Source organism: Arenibacter hampyeongensis (assembly GCF_002909255.1).
In the GTDB taxonomy this organism is placed as follows: Bacteria; Bacteroidota; Bacteroidia; order Flavobacteriales; family Flavobacteriaceae; genus Arenibacter; species Arenibacter hampyeongensis.
On sequence record NZ_PIOB01000001.1, the window covers coordinates 480,505 to 502,310 of the forward strand.

Annotated in this window: 13 protein-coding genes; 8 read left to right on the top strand and 5 right to left on the bottom strand. The window is 39.7% G+C overall.

Annotation, left to right across the window (positions count from 1 at the left end):
• Window positions 1-4: 4 nt before the first annotated feature.
• On the bottom strand, window positions 5-1,477 hold the full coding sequence (locus CWD91_RS01930; RefSeq protein ID WP_103439252.1) for a sulfatase-like hydrolase/transferase: 1,473 nt from the start codon (window positions 1,475-1,477) through the stop codon (window positions 5-7).
• A gap of 683 nt (window positions 1,478-2,160) precedes the next feature.
• Here CWD91_RS01930 and CWD91_RS01935 point away from each other — a divergent pair.
• Together CWD91_RS01935 and CWD91_RS01940 are read left to right on the top strand one after the other, a co-directional pair.
• Entirely contained in the window at window positions 2,161-5,406 is a 3,246-nt protein-coding gene (locus CWD91_RS01935) for a SusC/RagA family TonB-linked outer membrane protein (RefSeq protein WP_103439253.1), read from the top strand.
• Between the two features lie 41 nt (window positions 5,407-5,447).
• Entirely contained in the window at window positions 5,448-7,232 is a 1,785-nt protein-coding gene (locus tag CWD91_RS01940; protein WP_103439254.1) for a RagB/SusD family nutrient uptake outer membrane protein, read from the top strand.
• Window positions 7,233-7,368: 136 nt separating this feature from the next.
• On the opposite strand, the gene CWD91_RS01945 is transcribed toward CWD91_RS01940, so the two are convergent.
• Window positions 7,369-11,547, bottom strand: coding sequence for a hybrid sensor histidine kinase/response regulator transcription factor (locus CWD91_RS01945; RefSeq protein WP_205164589.1), 4,179 nt, complete (start codon window positions 11,545-11,547; stop codon window positions 7,369-7,371).
• Between the two features lie 570 nt (window positions 11,548-12,117).
• Between CWD91_RS01945 and CWD91_RS01950 the strand changes: the two genes are divergently transcribed.
• The 6 genes from CWD91_RS01950 (at window position 12,118) to CWD91_RS01975 (ending at window position 18,782) form a co-directional block, all read left to right on the top strand.
• Entirely contained in the window at window positions 12,118-13,083 is a 966-nt protein-coding gene (locus CWD91_RS01950) for an SMP-30/gluconolactonase/LRE family protein (protein WP_103439862.1), read from the top strand.
• Between the two features lie 326 nt (window positions 13,084-13,409).
• Complete coding sequence (locus CWD91_RS01955) at window positions 13,410-13,886, top strand: RidA family protein (RefSeq protein ID WP_103439256.1); 477 nt, start codon at window positions 13,410-13,412, stop codon at window positions 13,884-13,886.
• A gap of 35 nt (window positions 13,887-13,921) precedes the next feature.
• Window positions 13,922-14,848 (top strand): RraA family protein, encoded by a 927-nt coding sequence (locus tag CWD91_RS01960; RefSeq protein WP_103439257.1) that lies wholly within the window; start codon window positions 13,922-13,924, stop codon window positions 14,846-14,848.
• The gene (locus CWD91_RS01965) at window positions 14,848-15,390 is read left to right on the top strand and encodes a nuclear transport factor 2 family protein (protein ID WP_157943699.1); all 543 of its coding nucleotides are present in this window, start codon (window positions 14,848-14,850) and stop codon (window positions 15,388-15,390) included. The genes CWD91_RS01960 and CWD91_RS01965 overlap by 1 nt, the downstream gene beginning before the upstream one ends.
• A 27-nt stretch (window positions 15,391-15,417) precedes the next feature.
• Entirely contained in the window at window positions 15,418-16,506 is a 1,089-nt protein-coding gene (locus CWD91_RS01970) for a bile acid:sodium symporter family protein (RefSeq protein ID WP_239985610.1), read from the top strand.
• A 50-nt stretch (window positions 16,507-16,556) separates the two neighbouring features.
• Window positions 16,557-18,782, top strand: coding sequence for a DUF7133 domain-containing protein (locus CWD91_RS01975; RefSeq protein ID WP_239985612.1), 2,226 nt, complete (start codon window positions 16,557-16,559; stop codon window positions 18,780-18,782).
• A 23-nt stretch (window positions 18,783-18,805) separates the two neighbouring features.
• Here CWD91_RS01975 and CWD91_RS01980 read toward each other — a convergent pair whose 3' ends face one another.
• The 3 genes from CWD91_RS01980 to CWD91_RS01990 all read right to left on the bottom strand — a co-directional run bounded on the left by CWD91_RS01980 (window position 18,806) and on the right by CWD91_RS01990 (window position 21,805).
• Entirely contained in the window at window positions 18,806-19,798 is a 993-nt protein-coding gene (locus CWD91_RS01980; RefSeq protein WP_103439260.1) for a Gfo/Idh/MocA family protein, read from the bottom strand.
• A gap of 8 nt (window positions 19,799-19,806) precedes the next feature.
• The gene (locus CWD91_RS01985) at window positions 19,807-20,718 is read right to left on the bottom strand and encodes a dihydrodipicolinate synthase family protein (protein ID WP_103439261.1); all 912 of its coding nucleotides are present in this window, start codon (window positions 20,716-20,718) and stop codon (window positions 19,807-19,809) included.
• A gap of 154 nt (window positions 20,719-20,872) precedes the next feature.
• Window positions 20,873-21,805: a dihydrodipicolinate synthase family protein gene (locus CWD91_RS01990; protein WP_192877622.1), complete on the bottom strand. Its 933-nt coding sequence runs from the start codon at window positions 21,803-21,805 to the stop codon at window positions 20,873-20,875.
• Window position 21,806 lies beyond the last annotated feature (1 nt).

The following is a 21,806-nucleotide window of genomic DNA, read 5'->3' on the forward strand; positions in this document are numbered from 1 at the left end:
TATTTTATTTGCTGTCCTGCTTCCTTTCCCAAATGTGACTATCGTTTAAAAGGGCCTTATATTCCTGGCGAAGCTCTTTTTTCAGCCGTTCAAGAACCTCAGGATGTTTTGTTGAAAGGTCCTGCGTTTCCGCGATATCTTGCTTTAGGTTATACAGGACAAAATCGGTAAGTGTGGCATTTTTCACCAAAGCCTCGTTGCCGCGATGTATATTTAGGATTTTAGGGAGATACCCATCTTCGTTCTTTAGTCGGGCCATTATTTTCCAATCACCACTGCGCATGGCGATTACATGTTGGTTGAGTGCATTGTAAAAACCCCATAGCAAGGGTTTGCTTCGTGCAACAGTTCCCGTGTTTAAAAATGATGTGATCGATTGACCATTCAATTCCTTCTTTGGTAAACCGGCTCTGGCCAATTCCGAAAAAGTGGGTAGAAAATCCAAAGCGGACACTACTGCATCCGAAGTTCCGATATAGGTCTCTTTGCCCAACCAATTTATAATACAGGGTACTCGAAAACCGGCTTCGCTGGTCCATAATTTCATTCCTTTTAAATTGCCGGGGGAACCATAGGAACGTTTTGCCCGGTTATACCTCAACAGGGTTTCAGGGCCGTTGTCCGAAGTAAATACTACAAGGGTGTTTTTATCCAAGCCATTATTTTTTAAATAGGCCATTAATCTGCCTACAGCAATATCTACGTTTTCCACGTTTGCGAAATATTCCGCTTCTTCAACCGTATCAGTAAATTCAAGGTATTTTTCTACCAAGGCTTCCGGTGATGCGATAGGTTCGTGGGGCTCATGAAAGGCAACCTCCAGAAAGAAAGGATTGTCTCCCTCTTTTTTGTCGAGCCAATGTTTAGCCTCATCAACGATAAGCTGACTGCTAAATCCTTCCAATTTGCCCACCTGGGCCCCATTACGGACAAAGTTCTTTGGATCTTTATGACTGGGAGATGCATTGTTATGGGTAGCAAACCAGTGCTGGAAACCAAAGTGGTCCGGTTGTGGCTGTTCTTCGGAATTGAACAAAGAACTGCCGTGCCACTTACCTACCAAACAAGTGCTATATCCAGCAGAATTAAGTAGCTGTGGAATGGTTTCCTCATCGGCTTGCAAATGAACCAGATCCTTTAAATCGTCACTTTCCTTATGACCGCCAACAATAAAATCGTACAAGCCTGCCCTATTCGGGCTTCTACCCGTTAATAACCCTACCCTTGAAGGGGAACATACAGGAGCGGCGGAATAAAAATTGGTAAGCTTTATTCCAGTCTCGGCCAATTTATCAAGGTTGGGTGTTTTAATAACGGGGTGGCCATAGGAGGCAAGGTCTCCATAACCTAGATCGTCGCAAAGCAGTACAATAATGTTGGGTCGGGACTTGTCAACCACCTTCACGGAATTGGGGGTAGATTTGCACGATGTTACTATCAGGCAACATATCCCCAAAACAAATACAAAAACTCTCATATAATAAAGTTTAAATTTCTCCATAGTTGGAAGCCTCGTATTTCATTTTTCTTTGGCAGTAACTAATGGTGCAAAAAGCAAAATTCCGTTGTTTAAGGCATATTATTTCTACAGTGTTGAGTTCATAATAAAACTGGACTTTCCTGTATTACAATTTTAGTTAGAGTTTTATTAAGGAAGCATAAAGTATGGTTCAAAGGGTATAAATTATGATTCCTTATGCACCTATTTGTCCGCTAGGTGGGCCTTTCTACAAGATTAAAGAATTATTCTTCCATTTACTTACCAATATTCAGTATCCTTAAATACGGCTTAAAATATAAGTTTTCCAATCCTAAAGATTCTTCGGGAACACCAATAAAATCCACACTATTGGTACTGGGGTACAATATGTGATTTGTTAAGTGCATTTTTAAATGCTGATCAAAGGTTGATTTTGGGGACACTTTTAAATTACAGAAATGGGGGTGATTTTACACTAATGAACGCTTCAGGGTAATGATTTTGCCATTTTAGGCGGTAAAGGAGTGATAATTTATACCCTTTGAATCATAATTTAAACCTTGGACCTAGAATTCTTTTTAACATTGCCTTAACAAATATTAACGCCAAGAACGTGGTATTAAATTGTTGGCAAATTCATTCACAATTAACCAATAAACAACCATTTAAATGAAACTTTTATGATTACGGAAAAAAACAAACAATTTAGTTTAAAGTACGTTACCGGATTTATGGTAATAGTAGGGTTATTGCTCGGTGGATCAACTGGGTTAATGGCAGCCGGCACAAATAGTGTTTTGGGAGTGCCAATTTTAGAATTGGAAATGGATCAGGAGTTGACTATCACCGGTACGGTGACCAGTTCCGAAGACGGGATGCCAATTCCGGCGGTCAATGTAATAGTAAAGGGTACCAATAGTGGTACTACCTCCGATTTTGATGGAAATTACGCAATTACCGTTCCCTCGGGCAATAGTGTACTTGTGTTTTCCTCCATGGGTTATGCTACCAAAGAAATTGTGGTAGGGTCCAATAGGGTAATAAACATATCATTGGATACCGATGTAAGTGCTCTTGATGAGGTAGTGGTAGTAGGTTATGGTTCGGCAAAAAAGGAAACGCTAACTGGTTCTATTGAACAGGTTAAAGCTGAAGCTTTTGAAGATTTGGCAGTAGGTAGTCCAGCTTTGGCACTACAGGGTAGAACTCCTGGTCTGGTTGTTACTCGTACATCTTCAAGACCAGGAGACGAAGGTGTTAATTTTCTTATTAGAGGTGCCTCTTCTATAAATGGAATAGATCCTCTTATTGTTATAGATGGTATTCCGGCAATAAATTCATCCTCTTTTAATGATATGAACCCAAATGATATTGAAAGCATAAGTGTTTTAAAAGGTGGTTCTGCATCTGTATACGGTTCTCGTGCCGCTGGTGGGGTAATTTTGGTAACCACTAAAAAAGGAAAAGGAGATGTTAAGGTCGATATTAGTACCATAACCCGTATGGGTACCATAGGGATTCGTCCACCATCACCAACGATGTCTCAATATGGACAACTATTTGCAGCTGCAGCTCGTGAAGATTTAGCTTCTGGAAAACCACCACGTTATTTCTTTTGGAATGACCTTGAAACTGTAGACAGAATCGCTTCAGGAGAGGAAGGATATTATGATTTACCTATAAATGGAAATATATGGTTGGGTAATGCTCCTAGATTTGATGAAATGTTTGGCAACTCTTACTCTAGCCAGCACAATATAAGTGTATCCGGAGGTACTGAAAAAAGTAATTTCCGTATTTCAGCAGGCTATGATGAAAATGTCGGTGGTTTGAAAGTAGCGGATGATAGTGCCGATAGATATAATTTCTCCATAAATTATGGTGTTGATATTAGTGATAAGCTAAGTTTAAATACCAATATCAATTATTTACATAATAAGTTTTCAGGACCAACGTCTGGTTTGGCCAGGGAAGCAGCTACATGGGATGCACCTTTATTCCCTACCTATAACCCTGATGGACAATATTACGCCAATTTTGGTGGTGTTAATATTACAGGTGATAGAAACGCAATAGCGCAAGTTAAAGATGGAGGCCGAGAAAATAAAGCTGTTGAGCAGTTTAAAATAGCTGCACAGGCAACCTATAAATTTACGGACAATTTAAATTTTACGGGATCTTATGCCATAAGTAGGCAAAACAGCGAATATCAAGCATATGCGGTTTCAGTTCCTCTTTATAGTTGGGACGGAGGATTCTCCAATAATATAAATAATACAAGTTATATCCAGGAAGGAACTGGGCCAGATAACAATGACGGTAACATTACCTATAAGAACTATAAAGGGGCTTTAAATTACACAGATAGCTTTGGTGACCATAATATTTCTGGATTATTAGCCATAGAAGGAGAGAAAAATGAACTAAATGAGTACAATGTTAGGAGAAATGGCTTTGTTGATTATGGTGTGTACGATTTAAATTTAGGAGCCACAGATCAACTTGTGACAACCTCTGGAGGAGGTAACACATGGGGATTTTTTGGTTATATCGGACGTATAAATTATGATTATAAAGGGAAATATCTATTGGAATTCCAAGGCAGAAGGGATGGATCTTCAAGGTTTGCAGATGGCGCTAAATGGTCTAACTACGGCAGTGTATCCGGCGGTTGGGTCTTAAGTGCGGAAGAATTTCTTAAAGACAGTGATGTCGTATCATTTTTAAAAATAAGAGGTGGTTATGGTGAATTAGGTAGTACTTCCGGTATTGGTAATTTTGGGTATTTATCAACAGTTGGCTTTGGTACTACTGTTTTTGGCGAAACAAATGCAAATCAACAAGCAACTTCAAGAGCCAGTAGTTTATTTAGTAGTACTACAACATGGGAACGTATTGTTTCAAAAGAAATTGGTTTGGACTTTAGATTATTTAATAACAAGGTATTCGGTTCATTGGACCTTTATCAAAAAGATAATGTAGGGATGCTCGTTAGAGGGATTACGCCAGATGTGCTTGGAACGGCAACTCCATTTACCAATATAGGTACTTTAGAGACCAAAGGTTGGGAAGCAATGTTAGGTTGGCAGGGTAAAGTTGGTGATTTGGACTTCACTATAAGTGCAAATATGAGTGATTCTAGAAATGAAATTACAGAATATGATGGAGCTCAAACAATTTTTGAAAACCTAAATGATACAGATAGATCTAGAAACATTTTAGGAAAACCAATTAACTCGTTTTATTTATGGGAAACGGATGGTTATTTTGATTCTCAGGCCCAAGTTGACGCCTATTATGCAAGTCTTGACCCAGGAGGCATATTGCCATCACAAAGCTCAAACGATGCTTTGCGTCCTGGAGATATGATTGTTGTAGATTCCAATGGTGATGGGAGTCTTGATAATGATGATTTAACGTACCAAGGAGATGCTGCTCCCCATTATGTTTACGGACTAAATTTTGATATAAAATACAAGAATTTTGATGTAAGTGCATTTTTTCAAGGCGCTCTAGATCATCAAATATATAGGGAAGGTTATTTTGCACAACCTTTTCAGGCAGAATGGCAGAACCAATCCAATACATGGTTAGGCAGAACATGGACTGAGGATAACCGCAATGCAGAGTTTCCTAGGTTAACTACCCAACGCGGGCTATCTGCTTGGAACTATAGAAGTAAGGACCATATTTTACAAAATAATAGATATGTTAGATTAAAATCCCTTATTGTGGGCTATAATTTTAAAGGATTACAAATAGGAAATACACCCATTAATACAGTACGTATTTATTTTTCAGGAAATGATTTGTTTGAGTCTACAAGCGTAAAAGATGGTTATGACCCTGAATTTCAGCGTAGTTCAAATAACAGTGCATATCCATTCATGCGTACATGGGCCTTGGGTTTAAAAGTGTCGCTGTAAGGTATTGTAGCTATTTAATATTTAAATTAAAAAACATTCAAATGAAAAAAGTAATATATAAAGTTTTACCATGTATTATGGTACTCTTTGCATCATGTGCAGACGAATTTATAGATTTAACACCACCAGCATCAATAACGGACGAAGTTTATTATACGGAAGCTGAGCATTTTTTAACGGGCTCCAACAGGTTTTATACTAACCTAATAGGGTGGGGAGACCAAGGTATTTATGCAGATCACGGTTCCGATTTGGTCGGTTATACTGAAGACGGTGGGATGCAGGAATATAGTAGGGGAGACACCCAGGCACCGGAGACCGATGCTTATTATTCCAATGCTTATTCGGCTATTAGAGACATGAACCTTTTACTTGCAAGAGCTGAAGCTTATGATGGAGAAGGAAGCATAGGAGAATATGTGGCAGCAACTAAATTTCATAGGGCTTGGCAGTATTTCTTTTTGGTACAACGTTTTGGAGGTGTTACTTTGGTAACCGAACCTCTAGATGTTGATTCTGAAGAATTATATGGACCGCGCAATAGTAGATATGAAGTGGTTGCCCAAATTTTAGCAGATCTGGATGATGCTATAGCCGGGTTACCTACAGAACAGGAAATTAGTTCTTCTGATAAAGGTAAGATTAGTAAATGGGCTGCCATGGCATTTAAAGCGGAAGTTTTATTACATGAAGCAACTTGGATGAAATATGTTGGTGACAGTACGGATGGTGATGGCTTAAGTACTGGAGCTGGAAGTGCTGGATACGATACAGGTAAAATAAATACTTATTTACAGGAAGTTGCCACTTTAACGAAAACGGTTATGGATCAAGGCGGTTATGAGCTTTGGAATAATAACGATGTTCTTGATAATTTGAGTTCAAATTTCTTATTTAACCTGGAAGATGGTGGATCCAATCCAGGTGGATTGGACAAGGCGTCAAATAAAGAGTTCATTTTTTATAATAAATACGATTTTACTTTTAGACAAGCTGGCACACTAGTAAGTCACGTTTTTGAAGGAAGAGTAAAACCCAGTAGAAAGATGATGGATATGTTTTTATGTGATGACGGACTACCAATAGATCAGTCATTAAAATTTATGGGATATGCAAATACGGAGGATGAGTTCCAAAACAGGGATTTAAGAATGAGGGCTTATTTTACCTATCATAAAAATCTTGGTGAGATTCCTGAAACTGGAGACGTGCTTTTAAATGGAACAAATAATTTCGGCTACTTCAATTCTAAGTTCATGAGTTGGAACTGGGGAACCGATATTGCTTATAGAGCCACAACGACTGAAGCCTATGATATGCCTTTTTTACGACTGGCAGAAGTGTATTTAATGTATGCTGAAGCTTTGTACGAGTTAAACGGAAGTTTAACTGACGCTGAAATGAATGAATCTATCAATTTAGTTAAAGCTAGGGCTGGATTACCGCCTATAAGCAATGTTTTCTTAACGGCTAACGGCATGGATATAGGTACAGAAATTCGTAGAGAACGTACCATTGAACTTTATGCGGAAAGCGCAACAAGATTTAACGATTTAAAAAGATGGGGCATTGCCGAAGAAGAATTAGGTGAAACCATTTACGGCGCAGTTATAGAGGGTACTGCATATGAAGGAAACACGGCCTTATATAATCCGGCTGCCTATGGTTTTGGAGAAGCAACCACCACAACAGGTGTTGGCGAAAGAAGATGTCTCATAGTACAGCCATCTTCTATTCGTAACTTTACCAGAGATAATTACTTATTCCCTCTACCTACATCCCAGACGGGTTTAAATGATAATTTGCTTCAAAATCCCGGGTACTAAAAAATAGTAGTTTTAGTTAGTTTGTTAATGGCAGCCAAAGCTTTATGTTTTGGCTGCTCCTTTTTTTGGAATGGATTGGGCTAAAAGCTCCTAAGACGAAAATGCGTCTGTACGTTGACCGAGCTATTCGCCTGGTTTAATTCTGTTTAACATTGGATTTCTGTTCCATAAATTCGGTAGGGGTCATGTTAAATAATTCCCGAAAGGTCTTGCTAAAATAGGCAGTAGAATTAAATCCACTCATATAGGTTACCTCTTTTATGGTGTATTGGCTGTTTTGCAGCAACTCCGAAGCGTACCTTAACCTAATGGTACGTATAAAGTGGCTAGGGTTTTTGCCTGTGAGCGAATTTATTTTTCGGTAAAGTTGTGATCTGCCGATCCCCAATTCCTTTGAGAGGTCCTCTTGCTTGAAGTCTACATTACTAATGTTTTGAATGATGTTCCTGGTAGCTTTATCCAAAAACACCTCGTCCAAATTGTTTGATGTTATCTCACTGGACGAAAATATACCTCCTATTTCTGAAAACCGTTCCCTTAGCCTATTTTTTGTTGTTAGCAAATTACTGATTCGGGCTTTGAGGACACTTGTGACAAAAGGTTTGGCCAGGTAGCCGTCTGCTCCGCTTTTGTACCCTTCAACTCTATCATAATCCAAGCTTCTGGCTGTAAGCAACAATACAGGTATATGACAGGTATCAAAGTCGGCCTTTATTTCCTTGCACAGTTCAAAGCCATCCATTTTGGGCATCATTACATCGCTAATAATTAAATCTGGGAAGATTTTTTTTGCCATTTTCAACCCTTTGCTGCCATTGGCGGCTTCCTTAATGATATAGTCACTTTGAAGATCGGATGCAAGGTGTCTCCTCAATTCATTATTGTCTTCTATGATTAATACAGTAGGTAATTTTTTATTGGTGTCGTGATCTTTTTTTATGGATGGGATTGGTTCCTCATTTGCTATACTCATTTCATAGTCTACCGCGGTCATAGAGTTGATAAGGAATTCATTTTTTACATTTTCAACATCTTCAGGCTCAGAATCAAAGTTCATAGGCAGTTTAACGGTAAACGTACTTCCCTTCTTACGTTGGCTTTCAACCATTATTTCTCCTTTGTGGATTCCTACTAGTGCCTTCGTAAAATTTAATCCTATTCCGGTACCCGATGTTGTGCTATCTGGGTGATAAAACCGGCTAAAAATATTCTTTAGTTGCTCTTTGTCCAATCCCACACCACTGTCGGTAATCACTATTTCTACATATTCGTTTAAGCTCTCCTTCTTTGCCCAAAATCCGGGTTTTCCATTGCCTTTAGCTAACTTTTTGTGGACCGAAACACCAATGGCCCCCCCCCTTTCTGTAAATTTAATGGCATTGGAAATTAGGTTGGTAATTATTTTTTCAACTTTGTCAAAATCAAAAAGGGTGGTAATATTTTTAGTATCGGCTTCAAATTTATATTGCAGTTCTTTTTTCGTGGCTATTGGCTCGAATAGGGAAAAAATATCCTCACAGAATTTGACTATATTTCCTTTCTCCAATTGTAAGGGGGACATTCCCACATCCATTTTTCTATAATCCAATAATTGGTTTACGAGGTGCAACAGTCTTCTTGCACTTCTTTGAATTGTAATTGCCGAAGATTTAATTTGATCGGAATCCGTGATACTCGATAAAATTTTATCTACCGGGTTGAGTATTAATGTTAATGGAGTTCTGAACTCATGGGAGACATTCACAAAGAACTCCAGTTTCATTTGGTCAAGTTCACGACGTTGGGAGGCTTTTACCCTTAGTGTGTAAAAATTAATTAGTGCCCATAATATTAATCCCCCCACGATCAAGTAAATAATCTTCATCCACCACGTTTTCCAGAAAGGAGGCAATATTTTAATATCAATTCTTGAAGAACTGGCATCTGACCATTGGCCGTCCAAGGTCGCCTTTACCTCAAAAATATAATTCCCGGGTTTTAAATTGGAAAGGTTAACCACCCTATTATTGCCGGCATCAATAAAATTATCATCCAAACCATGCATTTTATATGCATATTGTACCAGTTCGGGATTTTCATAATGTAGCGCTACAAATTCAAAAGAGATATAATTTTCATCGTGTTTTAAGAGCAAATTTTGGATTTCGTTGATCGGCTTGTTGAGAAGTATTCTTCCGTTAACAGAATCGTTGGGGTTGATTTTGGAATTGTTTAACTTAAAACTGGTAATGTTCGGCCTTAACTTGGGTACAGAATCCAATTCAAAATTATTGGGGTCGAATATATTGAAGCCGTTGATGCCACCAATAATTATACGTCCATCTTTGGTTTTTTCAATGGACTTGCTTTGATATTCCGGCCCTTGCAGGCCATCATGAACGTTGAAATTTCTAAATTGATGTGTAATGGGATTCAATAGGGAAAGACCGCTTTTTGTTGTTACCCATAGATTATGGTTGTTGTCTTCTTTTATTCCTACCACTAGATTATTGGGAAGTTCGTTTTTGGTGGTATACGATCTTATAACCTTCAGGTTGCTATCAAGTTTAAAAATTCCGTTGTCTGTTCCCAACCAAATATTCCCAAGATGATCCTCTTTAATATAATTTATGCCATTGCCTTCTAAACCATTTTCTTTTATTTGCTGGAATTGGATTTGTTCTGGTACAAATTCTTCCAGTTTATTTAATTCTAAATAATTTAAACCCAGTGATGTACCTATTAGCAAACGATTTTTGGAATCTATATATAGAAAGAACACAAAATTACTGGCCAAGCCATTATCATTTTGAATAGTATTTTTGTAGTTTTTAAATCGTCCGGTATTTTGGTCAAACAAACTTAGTCCCTCGGTTCTAAGCCCAAACCAAAGCCTATTTTTGTCGTCTTCCACGCCTGTCCACACAGAACTTTCACCAATAGAGTAGGAATTTGCGGGATTATGTACAAACCGTTTAAACGTTTTAAGTTCGGGGTCAAATTTATTTACGCCACCATCTAAAGTGCAAATCCAAATATGGCCGCTGGAAGATTCATAAGTATATAGTATTTTGTTGGAACTTAAGGAATTGGGATTTTTTGGGTCATGGCTAAAATGTTTATAGGAAATATTCTCCTCATCAAATAGATTAAGTCCGCCATTGTAGGCACTGATCCAAATTCTTTCCTTGGAATCCTCTAAAACCGACTGCACTATTTTTTCATTGAGACCATTGGGATTATTTGGTTGGTAATAATAATGTCCGAAAAAATATTTTAATGGGTCCAACTTGCTTACACCCTTATCATAACTTCCGATCCATAAAATGCCGCTTTCGTCCTCGTATATGACCGAGGGTTTGTCATTGGGGATGGAAAACGGATCAAAAGGATCATTTAAAATATTTTGGACTGCCTTTTTTTCTTCCCTGTTGAAAAGGAAAAGGCCATGGCCATCTGTAGACACCCAAACTGTTCCATTTTTATCTAGGTGGAAATCCCTAATCGGAATATCGCCATCAACCAATGAAAGGGGTGTAAATTTGTTGTCATTTCTGGTCCACAAAATTATATTCGACAAATTATTTCCTATCCAGAAATCGTCATTGGAGTCGATATAAACGTTTTTTGGTAAATGGTTAAGTTCATAGGGAACGGAGACATTAATGTGCACTCTATTAAAATTATCCTTATCGGGATCGTATCTATTTAGATATTGGCCATTGGTCACAAACCAAAGGGCACTTTTACTATCCTTTAATATAAAATTTACGCCGTTGTTGTCCAAGGAATTGCTATTGGCCGCTTCATTGTAATAATTGGATATGTCCAACTTTTGGTTATCGCTTGGATTGTCCTGCAGATCAATTTTAATTACCCCGTTATTGGTTGCTATCCAAAGTTTGTTGTTCGCCGAATCATACAATAAATTATTTATTATTTTTCTGGGACTCTTGGAAAGGGTTTGTTCCCCATATAAGTTGATACGATGAAATCTATTGGTATTTTTATCCAAAAAATTAAGCCCATTGCTCGTTCCAACCCAAAGATTGCCAAATTTGTCCTCAACTATCGCGTTAATTCTATTATTGCTAATTGAGGTGGAATCGTTTAGAATTGATCGGTAAATTTCAAACCCATAGCCGTCATATTTATTTAGACCATCTATAGTGCCAAACCACATAAAACCATCACTATCTTGAAAAATCGCCGTACAGGTACTGCTGGACAGACCGTCTATGGTATTTAAATTTTCAAATTTGAGATTGTTGAATTGCCCCAATACCGGATTGGATAAAAAACAAGCCATAATGATTGCACATATGCGTATGATCATTGCTTATAATTTGTGTTTTAAAAAACTATTGGTTAAGCCCATAAATTCGAGAAATTTTTATTGTAATAACTTGGAAGTTGCTATAAGCTCATTTGTGCACAATATAAGCACAAAAAAATAAACCTAAAATTAATTAACTCCCTTGAGGCCATGGTATACGGGGATTGTTTAAGCAAAGGGTTGAAAAGCTTTACTAATTTATGGCCGTAACTATAGTAGCAAGCCGAAGGGTGTGGTAACCAAAAAGTGTAATGCAAGTAAACAATTTTTCAAAAAAATTATTGTGATTCACATCTTGATTCCAATATTATTTAGTGCCAATTGAGAAATTAACTTGTACTTTATTTTAATGTGTCTTAGGCCGTTTTTCCCGAAATAAAATTCTATTGTGGCTATGTTACTTTAATATGTATATTTAAAAGTGAATTTTCTCTGGATCTTCGCCGGCTTGGCCAGCATGTAACGGGATGGCCAGTGATTGTGTCTCCTTAAGCTCTTTATGGTCCGAAATTCGGCACTTTAAATAGCCGAAAAATTTAATAGTAACAGTTATTCTTTATCCAAATGAAAATGAATTATAGGTCAATCTCTTTTATTAAATACCAACTAATCGCCTTATGTTTTGCACTTTTTATAATAGGATGTAAAGAAAAACAGGGAAATACCTCAAAAGAAGAATCTGAGGATAATGGGATTGAACAAAAACAGGAATTGTACCAGAGCAAGGTATTTACCAAACCTTCCCTCTTTCCATCTGGAATTGAAGGCCCTGCAGTGGATGTCAATGGAATCTTATATGCTGTTAATTTCGACAGTACAGGAACCATAGGACAGGTAGACTCCAATGGTGAAGCCTCCTTATTTGTGAAGCTCCCTGAAGGCAGTATTGGAAATGGGATTCGTTTTAATAGCAAGGGCGAAATGTTCATAGCAGATTATACCAAGCACAATATTTTAAAGGTGGATATGGATACCAAAGAAATCAGTGTGTATGCCCATAATGATAAAATGAACCAACCGAATGATGTTGCAATAATGGACAACGACATACTTTTCGCCAGTGATCCCGACTGGAAAAATTCCAAAGGGCAAATATGGAGAATAGATACCGATGGTGCTGTTACTTTGCTGGAAGGGGATATGGGTACTACCAATGGTATAGAGGTTAGTCCGGACAACAAAACACTTTATGTCAACGAATCGGTGCAGCGCAACGTTTGGGCATATGACCTTTCCCCAAATGGGGAAATAAGCAATAAACGGCTGCTTATTAAATTTGAAGATTTTGGAATGGACGGCATGCGTACAGACATCAAGGGAAATCTATACATCACCCGTCACGGAAAGGGTACAGTGGTTCAAGTTTCGCCTGATGGTAAAATTCTAAAGGAAATTGAATTAAAGGGCAAAACACCGTCCAACATAGCGTTTGGCGGAAGTGAAGGCACAAAGGCCTTTATTACGCTGCAGGACAACGGTAATTTTGAAAGCTTTGATACGGAACATCCTGGAAGGGAATTTGTAATGAAAAAGTAGCTTTAAATATCCAAACCCAAGAGCACTACATTTATGTACAGCTATGTTGTGGGAGTAGTTACTTGGCGTTTGGAAATTTTGGCTTACTGGAACACCTAAAACAATAATATGGTCGAATATTTCAAGGTGGTGAAAATTTCATATATTCATGATGTGGGCAATTGACGGTTAAAGACAAATCTTTAAAGGTTTTAGAGTGTCATTGGTCAATCAATTTAAATAATAACATATCCTTTTAAGAGGGGGAGGTTTAGACTACCTAAAACAGGCAAATAGAGTGGAATTCGATTTTTTACATAATACAAATAATCATAATTTAAATTGGCATGGAAAACAAAACAACAAGAAGAGCATCTTTTAAGAAACTAGGAATGGGATTGGCAGCCATGTTTGGCCTAGGTGCCGCCGCCAAGGCAATGGACGGTGGATCAAAACCAAAAAAAGAAGTCGTAGGCGAAATCGTCATGGATCAGGATATTCCATTATTTTCAGGAGGCGTGAAACACGGGAATACCCTTTACATTGCTGGGAAAGGCGCGCATGTGGAACCTTATGAGATCAAGGCACATACCGAAATTGTATTGCAAGAGCTGGAAAAGGAGCTGAAAAAACATGGTTCTTCCATGGAAAAGGTACTCAAGGTAAATGTTTATTTGGCAGATTTGGCCGACTACAAAGGCATGAACGAAGTGTTCAGGGGCCGTTTTGGACCTAACCCTCCAGTAAGGACTACCGTTGCTACCTATGGTGGCGTTCCAGGGAATTCGCTGGTGGAAATGGACTGTATAGCCGCTTTGGACTAGATAACCGATCAACATCTTATAAACCTTTTTGCATAATGAAGTTCAATATAATTGCACTATTTCTTTTCTCGTTTTTACTCACTTTTAATGTTTTTGGACAGACGCTCCCCAAAGAGGAACTTATTTTTTTGACCTCCGAATGGAAAGGGGAACGATTTAACGACGGGCGTCCAAAAATACCGGACGATCTTTTGGAACGGGCAAAAAAAATTGGTATCGATGATGCATGGACGGTCCTTGAAAATGAAGGATATAAGAATCAGTTCGAGGGCAATTGGAAAATGGTACATGATGATGTTCCCGTTGTAGGAAGGGCACTTACAGCCCTCTTCATGCCGAGCCGCCCCGATGTGGAGAAGAGCGTTAAGGAAAGGGGAATAAATTCGCAGGGTAGGAAGGGAAATACCAATTCATGGCCCATTGAGGTACTCACTAAAGGCGACGTATATGTGGCCGATAGTTTTGGCAAGATCGATGCGGGTACCCTAATGGGGGCAACCCTGGCAACATCCATTTACAGCAAGTCCGGCAACGGAGTGGTCTTTAATGGAAGTGCAAGGGATCTGGAGAGTATAAGCCAGATGGAAGGATTCAATGCCTTTGTACGCGATTTTCACCCCTCCTTTCTTGAGGAGGAAGTGCTAATGGGACTTAATACCCCGATTCGGATAGGCCAGGTAATGGTATTGCCCGGGGATCTTGTCCTCGCCAAAAGGGAAGGCGTACTTTTTATCCCTGCGCATTTGGCCGAACAGGTAGTGGGCACTGCAGAGTTTGTGGCCCTTAAGGACCAGTTTGGATTTGAGATGGTAAGGACCAAAAAATATTCTACCGGTGAAATAGACAGTCAATGGACCGAACAGCTAAAAAAGGAATTTTTGGTGTGGTTGGACAAACATCCCGAATTGGGAAAGATGTCTAAGGAGACTTTGGACAAGGTCTTGAGCAAAAGGACATGGTAATGGGACAACGTAAATTTATGAAAATGATAAACCTAAACGGCACTTGCCAAATAAGCAGCAGTTGGATCATTGCAATGTTCGCCCTGTTTGTTTTGATAGGGTGCAGGCAAAACGAAAAGCAGGCAGAGGATGAAACCATGGCCGTTTCCGCGGAGTTTGAACAGGATACTCCCACGATCGAGGAAGTTCAACAGGTCGTTGCGGCTTTCAATAAGGCCATGGTAGACCCGACCGCGGAACTCATGGAAACGCTTTGCGCTGAGGAACTCACCTATGGTCATTCGAGCGGACTGATTCAGGACAGGGCGGCGTTTATAGATGATTTAGTGAACGGCCCGTTCGATTTTTTGTCTTTGGAAGCTGCCGATCAGACTATCCATATTTCAGGGAATACAGCAATTGTTAGACATATTTTTTTGGCCAAGGGCACCAATGCCGGGGAGCCTGCGGATGTTCGTATCGGCAATATGCAGGTATATCAAAAAGGGAAGGACGGTAAGCTTAGACTTTTGGCCAGACAGGCCTATAAATTGCCCAACTAGAACCATAATAACCTAAACCAAACTATTTTGAAAAAATTGAATATTTATTCCATTAGCCTTGGCGTGGCTGCCATATTGCTGTTGGTAGTTTTGGGTATGATCTTTACCCATAATATTGAACATGCCGGACTTTTTATAATGGCCTTTTTTGCATTTCTTGCCCTTGGCTTCAGTGGCTTTAAGTCCCTTAACAGTTATGTTTTTACAGCCTCCATATTTGCCGGTGTAGCACTGGCGCTATATTACCCCCAATACTTTTTGCAGATTGGCAATTTTAAACTTACCGCACTGATCATACCCTTGATCCAACTCATTATGTTCGGCATGGGCACCTCCATGAAACTGGGCGATTTTGCAGAAGTTATCAAGTCGCCCAAAGGGGTGTTGGTGGGTGTCAGTGCACAGTTGGGTATAATGCCGATCATGGGCTTTGTCCTGGCAAAATATAGCAATTTTCCACCGGAGATTGCGGCGGGGATTGTCCTCATCGGTTGTTCCCCCAGTGGGGTGGCATCCAATGTAATGGCATATTTGGCGAAGGCCAACCTAGCGCTTTCCATCACAATTACCTCCATTTCCACAATTCTTGCACCTTTTGTAACACCACTTCTTATGAAGTTTTTGGCAGGAGAATTTATTGAGATTGATGTGTTGGACATGATGTGGAGTATTGTAAAGATGATTATTTTGCCTCTCGGTGTTGGACTTCTCTTTAACCGTTTGCGGGGAGATAGGGCAAAATGGATGGACAAGGCACTGCCTGTAATTTCCATGTTGGGCATTGGCCTTATAATTGTAGTGATAACGGCTGCGGGTAGGGATAGTCTTTTGGACATTGGCGGAATCTTAATGTTATTGGTACTTATCCATAACTTATTTGGCTACATGCTGGGATATTGGTACGCCCGATTATTGCGATTGAATGAGCAGGATTCTCGCACGATTGCACTGGAAGTGGGGATGCAAAATGGAGGACTCGCCTCTGGAATTGCAAACTCCTTGGGCAAGATAGCCACCATGGGCCTGGCACCGGCTGTTTTTGGACCCTTGATGAACATAACGGGCTCTATTCTCGCTTCTTATTGGCACAAAAGACCTCCAAAAGACAGCAATTAATGGGTATTAAAAGTTAAATTTGATCAAACCAAAAGCACTGATATAGTAATATGCTGAAATTGAATAGATTAAAAGTGACCCTGCTTCTTCTGGTCATTGTAAGTTGTGGAAAAAAAGAATACAAGGATAAAATTTATGAAAAACCGGAAATTGTGAGGGAAGCGCCATCGGATTTTCTTTCTCCTGAAGAAAGTCTGAAAACGTTTTACCTGCCGGAAGGATATAGGATAGAATTGGTAGCAAGTGAACCTATGGTCAACGAGCCGGTAGCCATAGCATGGGACGGCAATGGCAAGATGTATGTGGCTGAAATGAGTACCTATATGCAAAACGTAGATGGTGTTGGTGAAGACGAACCTACCAGTCAGATAAAACTCTTGGTAGATTTGGATGGGGATGGAAAAATGGACAAGAGCACAGTGTTTATTGATAGTCTTCTTCTCCCTAGGATGATTTTACCCTTGGATGACCGACTTATAGTGAATGAAACTTATTCCTACGATTTATGGAGCTATAGGGATACAGATGATGACGGTGTGGCCGACGAAAAAATTAGGGTTTATGAAAATCCAAAAAGGAGGGGAGGTAACCTAGAGCACCAACAGAGTGGTCTTGTATGGAACTTGGATAATTGGGTGTATACAACCTACAATCCATTACGGTTCAGGTTTAATAAGGATGGTATACAAGTAGATTCCCTGGTAGATGGTTCCAGTGGACAATGGGGGCTAACCCAGGACGATTTAGGAAATATGTATTATTCTTCTGCAGGTGGAGAAACTGCGGCCTATGGTTTTCAGGTACCGCCAATATACGGGGAAGTGGACTTGGAAGGGCAGATCTCGGAAGGATTTATGGAACCTTGGCCAATTGTTGGCACCCCTGACGTACAGGGTGGTGCAGAATTAAGATTGAAGGAAGATGGTACCCTGAATAAATTTACCGGGGTAGCCGGACAGGAAATATTTAGAGGTGATAAATTGCCCCCATCCACTTATGGCGATCTATTTATTCCGGAACCAGTGGGCAGGTTGATTCGCAGGGCGAAAATAAAAAATGAGAATGGTAAAAAAGTGTTGTACAATGCCTACGACCAAGCTGAGTTTTTAGCTTCCACGGATTTGAACTTTAGACCTGTACAGGCACAAACAGGACCTGATGGGAGTCTTTACATTGTTGATATGTACCGTGGCATTATCCAGGAAGGCAACTGGACAAGGGAAGGAAGTCATTTAAGACCGGTCATTCTACGTAAAGGTTTGGACAAGAACATTGGGAGAGGTAGGATATATCGTATAGTCCATGAAGAGATCAAACCTGATGGAAAACCCAACCTTTTGGACAAGTCTGCTGAGGAGCTAGTGGAGTATTTGGGACATCCCAACGGATGGTATAGGAATACGGCCCAAAAGCTGATCATATTAAAGGGAGATATGGACATTGTCCCTAAATTGACGGAAATAGCAAGCGATAATGAGTCTTTTTGGACCAAAAACTTTGGAGATAAGGATTATCCCCGCGAAAGGGTTCATGCGCTTTGGACTTTGGAAGGACTGGGTGTTTTGGATAAGTCTCTTATTCTTGAAAAGCTAAATGATGTGGACCCCAGGGTCCGTATTACGGCTATAAGATTAAGTGAGGAATTTTTGAAGAAAGACGATCAAGACATAACGCAAGCCATAGCGAAATTGCAAAAAGACACCGATATTAATGTAGTAAATCAATTGGTATTGAGTTTAAGGTATTCCACAAATACTGTAGTCTCCGATGCCCTGAGTGCCATCTCAGAACAATACGGAGATAATGAGCTGGTAGCGGCTTCAGTGGCACTGGGTTTAAAGGCAAAAGATTCAGATTTACTAAAATTAAAGCATAGGCTGGCCAGTAAAAGCAATGGCCATAAATGGAGGGCTTTGGATGGATATGATATTTATAAACAGACCTGCGTTACCTGTCATGGATCTGATTTGAAGGGTGTTCCCACTGGAGAAAATTCCCTAATAGCACCTTCCTTAATTGGTTCACCAAGAGTTCTTGGTGATAAAGAAGTGCTTGTAAAAATTCTTTTAAATGGACTCACAGGACCCATAGATGGAAAGGAATACGGCATTATGCTACCAATGGGCTCCAATGACGATGATTGGATTGGCCATGTAGCTACTTATATTCGTTCCATGAACGATACTACTATGGTCCATGAAAATGAGGTAAGGGATATCCGTGCCAATAATCAGGAGAGGAAAAGCTATTGGACTTTAAAGGAGCTAATGAAATAATATAAAAAGGGGCAACCAGATGTTTACAGTTGTATGCGTTGTCCCTTTAAATTGCTTTCCTCCAACTTTTCAATGACGACCATATTCTTAACGGCATCCTCTAGTGGAGTAGGCACTGGAGTATTATTCTTTATGGCCTGCGCAAAAAGATCTGCCTGAATCGTGTATTGATTACAGATATCAAATTCTATGGTTTGGCACTCTTCGTCAATTGTGAGCCATATTTTTGCTGGCCGATCTATAGGGGGGTTAAAGGGCAGTTCAAATTTTATATTTCCTTTGGTTCCGAAAATTTGTGCCTGTTGATTGTATGCCATTTGTGTTGAGCTGAAGAATACCGAAGTTCCAGTTTCAAACTCCAATATTCCAGAGGTTAAAACGTCTACCTTGAAATCTGGGTGATAGTCTATTACCGCGGAAATACTTTTGGGTTCCGAATTGAACAAAAAACGGGAGAGGGAAATAGGGTAGCATCCAATATCCATTAAACTACCACCCCCGAACTCCTTGCTGTTTACAATGCTATTGGGGTCATCTTCATAAAAGGAGAAAGAAGATTGAATGGTTTTAATGTCACCTATAACCTTTTGGTCCACTAATTCCTTAACCTTTATCCATTGGGGGTGATGCCTGTACATAAAGGCTTCCATAACCTTTAAATGTGGATGGTTTTGGGAGGCCTTCAACAATTTTTCAGCCTCCTTACTGGATAGTCCCACTGGTTTTTCAACCAACACATGCTTGTCAGCTTCCAAGGCCTTTATAGCCCAGTCTACGTGAAGATGATTGGGAAGTGGAATATAGAGAGCATCTACCTCCTTATCGTTTAGTAATTCCTCGTAGGAACCGTAAAATTTTGGAATTTTAAATCGCTTGGATATATTTTTCGCCTTGTCCAAATTTCTTGAGGCAATTGCATGAACATCCCCATGTAGGCAGTTGAGCATTGCCGGAATTACTTGCTCCGTAGCAATATGGGCAGTGCCCAAAATACCCCATTTAAGTTTTTCGTTCATATTTATATTTAAAGGACCTTTGATCTCTCGAACTGGTCTATAAATTGTTTTACCTTCTGGCGTTCCCTATTTTCAAATTTTCGTAACGGTAGTGCCATATGGTCCTCACAAATGTCCATCACGGATAGGGCACATTTTATTCCTTTTGTAATTCTGGAGGAATTCTTGCCTACACAATAAATTGTGCTGTTTACAAAGGCGACTTTGTTACGCAGTATTTTTATATCTTCTAAATTATTTGCCACCGAGGCGTTGTAAAGATCAACAAATAATTCCGGTAAGAAATTTGCCCCACCAGCTACGGCCCCATGACCACCATATAGTATGGTCTCCGGTAAAAACATTTCCGTCCCCACAATAATAGAAAACTCCGGGGTCTCTTTAAACGTTTCAATTAGCGAGTAGAAATAGGACATATCACCAGAACTGTCTTTAATCCCAATGGCACCTAATTCCTTGGCCTTTTTTACGGTCTCCAAAGAGAGGTGTAATTTGGTACAGCTCGGCATATTGTACATCATGACCGGCAAGGACAATTGAGGAATTAAGCGCTCCAAATAGTCGATCATTTCTTCTTGGGAAATGGGTAGATAATAAGGAGGGGCAACCACCACTGCATCTGCACCCGCTTCTTTGGAGTGGGCTGCAATTTCTAAAGAGCCATTAAAAGAGGTGTCCGTTATTCCCACTAGTACGGGAACCCTACCGCGGATATATCCACAAGCCTTGGTTATAAGTTCTTTTCGCAATGCATAACTAAGACTAGGGGCTTCCCCATTGGTTCCTAAAAGGAAAATACCGTGTACGCCACCGGTAATTAAGTGCTCTATCAGTTTTTCCAATCCTTTTTCATCCAATCCGCCGTCTGCGGTAAGAGGGGTAACCATTGGGGGAATAATCCCTTTTAACTCTAATGCCATATATTTTCTTTTGTTGAGAACAAAGTAAATTTAAAAGGCAGGGGTGTACCACAACTATATTATTTAAAACAGATAATATATTGACCATTGTGCCTTTTATCCCACAGCCATGTAAGAACCTTAGCTGAGATTGCCTGTGGGGCACTCTGCAATGTCAGGATTTATCTTCCCTCTGTGTCTTCAGTTCGTTTTCAAGTTGTAGTATCCTATCTATATGCCTGTCTGCCAATTTTTGATGCAAGGCATCAAAGGGCAGAATGGGATTACGTACGTTGGGGGTGTTATAAATTCCTTGACGATACAATAAGCGTTTAAAAAAATGTATGGAGATATCCAGATTTTGATTGGAAAATGCCAATACGGGAATTATTTTATCGAACAAGGCTTCTGCCTCCATAATCTTCCCTTCTTCAAACAGACGATATATTGTGGTGTAAATTAAATGCATCCCTGTAGGCATGAAGGCGTGTACTCCCCTTTGAAGCCCTTCCATCATTTGTGTAACGGCCCAACCTCCACTTAGGTTTAATTTGCCTTGGGTCAGTTCCAAAATACGTGAATATTTTGGGCCAGCCGGAACGGTTTCGATTTTTAAACATCGGAATGCAGACACTTTTTCGAACAAATCACATATAATTTTATCCGATAGGCCGTATCCGGTAGCATCCCAATCCTGTAGCATGATCATTTCTGGGTCAAGTGCCGCCAATTCCATAAAATGATTTCTAAATTGATAATCGTCAACATATGGAATTTGGAACAATACATTTTTGCAACCTAATTCCATATATGCTTTTAGGAGTTCCTTGCTTTTGGATAAATCCTGTTCCCCTGCACCACCTATAACGGGAATCCTATCATTTACGGTTTCCACGACCAGGCCAAGTATTCTTATCCTTTCCGTTTTGGATAATTTATATACTTCTGCAGCCATGGCAGGTACCAAAATACCGGCGACCCCTGCCTCCATCGCCTCCATTACATTGTTTTTCAATGCTAAAAAGTCAATGCCGTCCGCTTTTGTAAACGGAGTGTTAAGAACAGTAACAATTCCTTTTAAGGGATAAAGCTCTTTTTTGGCCAGCATA

Coding starts and splice junctions, on each gene's coding strand:
- CWD91_RS01990 (WP_192877622.1), bottom strand. CDS start 21,805: ATGCTGGCCAAAAAAGAGCTTTATCCCTTAAAAGGAATTGTTACTGTT.
- CWD91_RS01960 (WP_103439257.1), top strand. CDS start 13,922: ATGAAGTTCAATATAATTGCACTATTTCTTTTCTCGTTTTTACTCACT.
- CWD91_RS01950 (WP_103439862.1), top strand. CDS start 12,118: ATGAATTATAGGTCAATCTCTTTTATTAAATACCAACTAATCGCCTTA.
- CWD91_RS01940 (WP_103439254.1), top strand. CDS start 5,448: ATGAAAAAAGTAATATATAAAGTTTTACCATGTATTATGGTACTCTTT.
- CWD91_RS01935 (WP_103439253.1), top strand. CDS start 2,161: ATGATTACGGAAAAAAACAAACAATTTAGTTTAAAGTACGTTACCGGA.
- CWD91_RS01980 (WP_103439260.1), bottom strand. CDS start 19,798: ATGAACGAAAAACTTAAATGGGGTATTTTGGGCACTGCCCATATTGCT.
- CWD91_RS01945 (WP_205164589.1), bottom strand. CDS start 11,547: ATGATCATACGCATATGTGCAATCATTATGGCTTGTTTTTTATCCAAT.
- CWD91_RS01930 (WP_103439252.1), bottom strand. CDS start 1,477: ATGAGAGTTTTTGTATTTGTTTTGGGGATATGTTGCCTGATAGTAACA.
- CWD91_RS01985 (WP_103439261.1), bottom strand. CDS start 20,718: ATGGCATTAGAGTTAAAAGGGATTATTCCCCCAATGGTTACCCCTCTT.
- CWD91_RS01965 (WP_157943699.1), top strand. CDS start 14,848: ATGGGACAACGTAAATTTATGAAAATGATAAACCTAAACGGCACTTGC.
- CWD91_RS01955 (WP_103439256.1), top strand. CDS start 13,410: ATGGAAAACAAAACAACAAGAAGAGCATCTTTTAAGAAACTAGGAATG.
- CWD91_RS01975 (WP_239985612.1), top strand. CDS start 16,557: ATGCTGAAATTGAATAGATTAAAAGTGACCCTGCTTCTTCTGGTCATT.